The sequence below is a fragment of the Pelovirga sp. genome, from assembly GCF_059864205.1.
In genome coordinates this window covers 1-5,288 of the sequence record NZ_JCBCBS010000208.1, presented here as the reverse complement: position 1 = coordinate 5,288, position 5,288 = coordinate 1, and the positions used below count along the sequence as shown (strand labels likewise).

The following is a 5,288-nucleotide window of genomic DNA, read 5'->3' as shown; positions in this document are numbered from 1 at the left end:
AAAGTGTGGGAAAGAAGGGTGAACAACTGTGCAAATGCGCAAACAAGGAAATCGTGAAATCGGGGGACATAATACCGATTATTGCATAATCGGCATTATGTCCCCCGATTCATGGGTATTATGTCCCTTGATTTTACCGATTTCGACCTACCACCGTCACCGGAAAAGCGTCCGTTTCGCTGCCGGCATAGAGCGACAGATGGGGAAAGGGGATTTCAACTCCGTGGGCATCAAAGGCCTTTTTGATTTCGTGGTGGATGGTGTTTTTCAGCTCCAGGAAATTCTCTCGCTTGACCCAGACATTGAGCTGCAGATTCTGCGCGGAATCGCCAAAGCCAAGAAACATAAAGCGCGGCGGCGGTTCATCCAGACACAAAGGATTCTGATCGGCAATGGCCAGCAGCAACTCCCGCACCTTTTCCGTATCTTCTTTATAGGCCACCCCCACCGCCACATCGAGGCGGCGGATGGGAAAGCGCGTTAAGGTGGTCACCTCCGATTTGAGCATGGTTTCATTGGGGATGCGTACGTACAGATTGTCAAAGGTCCGCAACTTGGTCGACAGCAGATCGATGGCCAGCACTTCTCCGGTTGTACTACCGACACGAATAACATCCCCGGTCACGAAAGGTCGTTCGGTCAGCAAAAAGAGGCCACTGATCAGATTGGAGGCGGAGGTTTGCGAGGCAAAACCGATGGCCACCGACAATATCCCGGCGGCACCAAGGAGTACCGACAGTTTGAACCCCATTTCATGCAGGGCGGAGACCATAAAAACAACGATCAGCCCATAAAACAGGATGCGACGAAAGAGGCCCTGCTGTTGTTTACTTAAATGCTTGCCGACCAGCTTGAGGAGCGAGGCGGTGAGCAGTCGCGCAATAAAATAGCCGGCAACCAAAATAACCACCGCCCGCATCACCGGGATAAAGCTTGAAATGTCCATCGCGCTACACTCCTGTCTGGGATATCACCTGGTTTAGCCGATCAGGCCGCCGAATAATGCGCCGAAGGTCTTGTTTAAAATACTTTTATCAGCGGTTTTGCGCGACGCACTGACCCGCCGGGCTTGATGGTAGGGAGGCGGAGGCTGGGCACCGACCACCACCTGTGCCAGTTCCTTACGTTCATCGTGATGCAGGGTGATTTCTTCGGTCCAGAGGCCGTGGGTACCGGTATCGAACAGGGATAAAAAGGGCACCGGCAGACTGAGTTTTTCCAGCTTTAACGGTTGCTCTCCGGCATTGTTGATGCGTACCGGGGTAATCGCGCGATGAACACGCACCGGCAGATCATCGAGATGTAGGCGTCCGCTGGTCGTCGTCGCGTAACAGAGCTCCCCTTCCATGGTCGACGGGCCAAACCAGGTGTCGGACAGACGCGTCGCGGCAATATCCAGCAAGGTGTGATTGCGTTGCTGCAAGCGAGCACGAACCCACAAAGGAGTACTGACATAAAAACTGACCTGCTCAGCGGCGGGAATCAGAATCGGCCCCGCCGACTTGATCACCACTGAACGATCCGCCAGCAGCGGCTCGATCAGGAGTTCTTCGTTGGTATGGGAAAACACATGGCGTTCAATCGTTCCTTCGGCACAGGCGTTATCCCCTTCTTCGCTTAAGGTCCAGCTTGAGGGGGTATCATCCGGCCAGAGACTGCTGCGGTGGCAAAACTGCCACTCTTTTTCATAGCGTCGTACGACAAAGGTCAAGGGCCCGATGTGCCAGCACATCCCCAAGCCAACGGGCGGTGATAACATCCCCCACCAAGCCGACTCCCCTGCCTTTAGAACTTTATCTTTTGTTGCCATTGTTCTCTCCATAAGCCAACGGATGATGTATGCTAAAATCATCATTTAGAAGCAGTTGTAGATCGCTGCGCAACCACAGTCAAGCCTGCAACCATCGGCCGGGCCATCTAAAGCCGAATTATCGCCGACGCAATTGTTGACATATGCCATTTGATATTATTATGCTGACGGGTTTGAACCCCGGCGTGGCATTCACACGGGACGACACACAAAGCAAAAAATGGAGTGATATTTCCTATGCATGATAACTTTGAAGATCATGACGAGTCGATAGAATACGAAATTGAAGTGGAAACCGATGCCGACGTGCAGGCGGTTCCTGATGATGGGCTGGTGCTGGCACGCGACATGCTGCCGGCGCGCCTGCCGATTATCCCCCTGCGCCCACGCCCGGCATTCCCGGGGGTGATTATCCCGCTGACGGTTAATGGCGAGGCGCGGGTGCGTACCATCAAACAGGCGATGGAAACCGATTCCCAGGCCATCGGTCTGGTCATGGTGCAGGAACTTGATGAGGAAGATTCCACCACCAATCTGCAACGGGTCGGGGTCGCCGCTAAAATCCTCAAACTGATCCATAAAGAAGAGAACAGCGCCCATGTGCTGGTCAACAGTCTGGAACGCTTCAGTCTTGATGACGTGGTGGAAATGGACGGTGTCATCTATGCCGATGCCACCTACTATCTGAGCACCACAACCCGTGAAAACCCCGAGCTTAAAGCCTATTCCATGGCGATCATTTCAACGCTCAAGGAACTGGTGCAGATCAACCCCCTGTATTCCGAAGAGATCAAACTGTTTCTCGGACGGGCAAGCATGGATGATCCGGCGCGGCTGACCGATTTTGCCGCCAACCTGACCAATGCCGACGGTTTTGAGCTGCAACAGGTGCTGGAAACCTATAACCTCCAGCGTCGCATCGAAAAGGTGCTGGTGCTGCTGAAAAAAGAGCTGGAGGTCTCGCGCCTGCAGACAAAAATTTCTCAGAAGATCGAGGAAAAAGTGTCCGCCCAGCAACGTGACTTTTTTCTGCGCGAACAATTCAAGGCAATCAAAAAGGAACTGGGGCTGGAAAAAGAGGGCAAAGTCACTGAGATCGAGAAATTCCAGAAACGCCTGAAGAACCTGACCCTCAACGACGAAGCGCAAAAAGCGGTTGATGAAGAGATCGAAAAACTGCAACTGATCGAACCCTCCTCGCCGGAATACAATGTCAGTCGTAACTATCTCGACTGGTTGACGGTTCTGCCGTGGGGCAAGTTCAGCAAGGACTCCTACGATCTGAATCGCGCCCGCAAGGTCCTCGACCGCGACCACTACGGCCTGGAGGATGTCAAGGAACGGATTCTCGAATTTATTGCTGTTGGTAAAATGAAGGGCGATATTTCCGGTTCGATTCTGTGCCTGGTCGGCCCCCCCGGGGTCGGCAAAACCTCCGTCGGCAAGAGCGTCGCCAGTGCCCTTAAACGCAAATTCTATCGTTTTTCCGTCGGCGGCATGCGCGACGAAGCTGAAATCAAAGGGCATCGGCGCACCTATATCGGCGCCATGCCGGGCAAAGCGATTCAGGCGATGAAAAGCGCCGGCACCGCCAATCCGGTGCTGATGCTCGACGAAATCGATAAAATCGGCGCTTCCTTCCAGGGGGACCCGGCCTCGGCCCTGCTCGAAGTGCTGGATCCGGAGCAGAATGGCAGCTTCCGTGACCACTACCTCGACGTGCCGTTTGATCTATCCAGCGTGCTCTTTATTGCCACCGCCAACCAGCTCGACACGATTCCGGCGCCATTGCTTGACCGCATGGAAATCATCCGTCTGTCCGGCTATATCCTGGAAGAAAAGCTCGAAATCGCCCGCCGCTTTCTGATTCCCAAGGCCCTTAAAAGCCATGGCATGACCCGCGCCCAGGTCGGCATCGACAAGGCGGCCTTAGTCGCTATTGTCGATCGCTACGCGCGCGAAGCTGGGGTCCGCGGGCTGGAGAACCAGATCAAGAAGATCATGCGCAAAGCAGCGATGGAGTTTGCCCAGGGGCGCGAGGAGAAGATCCGGGTCACCAAGGCGGAAATCGAAAAATTCCTCGGCAAAGCGATCTTTACCGAAGAAGATCTGATCAAAAATGCCCCCGGCGTGGTCACCGGCCTGGCCTGGACCCGCATGGGCGGCGCCACCCTGCAGATTGAAGCAACGACCATGAAGAGCAAGAGCAAAGGGTTCAAGCAAACCGGACAGCTTGGCAAGGTGATGGTTGAGAGCTCCGAGATTGCCTACTCCTACGTCATGGGGCATCTGAACGACTACAACATCCCTGAAGACTACTTCGACACCCACTTTATCCACCTGCACGTACCCGCCGGTGCCACCCCCAAGGATGGCCCGTCGGCCGGGGTGACCATGACCACCGCGTTATTGTCGATGATCATGAAGAAACCGGTGCGTAAAAAACTCGGCATGACCGGGGAACTGTCCCTGACCGGCAGTGTCCTGCCGGTCGGTGGGATCAAGGAAAAAACCATCGCGGCGCGGCGCGCCGGCCTTACCAGCCTGATCTTTCCGGCAGAAAATCGCAAAGACTATGACGATCTGCCCGATTACCTGCGCGCCGGCCTGGAAGTCCATTTTGTCAAAACCTATCCGGAAGTCTTTAAACTGGCACTATCACAGCATAAGGGTTCATCACCTGCAGCTGGATCAAACAAGGAGAAGGTAATTCATGACCCACCAGGAAATCAGAACGGCACTGCTCAAGCTGTCAACCGCAGAGCAAAAAGCCTTTGTCCTTGAAACCCTGCCGATCCTGGCCCGCGATCTGGTCAAGGAACCCGGCTTCATGATGCAACTTTTTCCGGTTCTGCTCGGTATCCTCAAAGAAAGCGGTATGGATCTGCAGCAACTGATGCAACTGGCGGCAATGATGAACGGGCAGCAGCAGCAGTAGTGACGAGTGACGAGTGACGAGTGACGAGTGAGCGGTGAGCGGTGAGCAGCTTTTACTCTACCAGTAATTTACGGAGACACAGTTAATATGCGCGTTTTGTCCGGCATCCAGCCTTCCGGCTCCCTGCATCTGGGGAATTTTTTCGGCATGATGAACAAGATGATTGTCCACCAGGAGCAACAGGAACTGTTCTGCTTCATCGCCAACTATCATGCCATGACCAGCCTCGCTGACGGCAAACAACTGGCGACCGGCACCCTCGAAGCGGCGGCTAATTTTATCGCTCTGGGGATGGATCCCGAAAAAAGCACCTTCTGGGTGCAGTCTGATGTCCCGGAAGTACAGGAACTGACCTGGATTCTATCCAACTTCACCCCCATGGGCTTGTTGGAGCGTTGTCACAGCTACAAAGACAAGGTGGCCCAGGGAATCAAACCGAACCACGGCTTATTCGCCTATCCGGTGCTGATGACCGCCGATATCCTGCTGTTCCAAAGCGATCTCGTACCGGTCGGCAAAGACCAGAAACAGCACCTGGAG

Annotated in this window: 5 protein-coding genes; 3 read left to right on the top strand and 2 right to left on the bottom strand. The window is 54.3% G+C overall.

Annotated features, from left to right (window positions below; translation table 11 throughout):
• Positions 1 to 133: 133 nt before the first annotated feature.
• Positions 134 to 946, bottom strand: a complete 813-nt coding sequence (locus AC6F7T_RS13125; RefSeq protein ID WP_500719544.1) for a mechanosensitive ion channel domain-containing protein — start codon at positions 944 to 946, stop codon at positions 134 to 136.
• 33 nt (positions 947 to 979) lie between these two features.
• Positions 980 to 1,810 carry a DUF432 domain-containing protein gene (locus AC6F7T_RS13120; RefSeq protein WP_500719542.1) on the bottom strand — a complete coding sequence of 277 codons (831 nt, stop codon included), beginning with the start codon at positions 1,808 to 1,810 and terminating at the stop codon, positions 980 to 982.
• A 237-nt stretch (positions 1,811 to 2,047) separates the two neighbouring features.
• Here AC6F7T_RS13120 and lon point away from each other — a divergent pair, with 237 nt between their 5' ends.
• From lon to AC6F7T_RS13105, 3 genes are all read left to right on the top strand, one after another.
• Positions 2,048 to 4,594 (top strand): endopeptidase La, encoded by a 2,547-nt coding sequence (gene lon / locus AC6F7T_RS13115; protein ID WP_500719540.1) that lies wholly within the window; start codon positions 2,048 to 2,050, stop codon positions 4,592 to 4,594.
• Complete coding sequence (locus AC6F7T_RS13110; protein WP_500719539.1) at positions 4,524 to 4,748, top strand: hypothetical protein; 225 nt, start codon at positions 4,524 to 4,526, stop codon at positions 4,746 to 4,748. The genes lon and AC6F7T_RS13110 overlap by 71 nt, the downstream gene beginning before the upstream one ends.
• 87 nt (positions 4,749 to 4,835) lie before the next feature.
• A partial coding sequence (locus tag AC6F7T_RS13105; protein WP_500719537.1) for a tryptophan--tRNA ligase occupies positions 4,836 to 5,288 on the top strand: 453 nt, incomplete at its 3' end.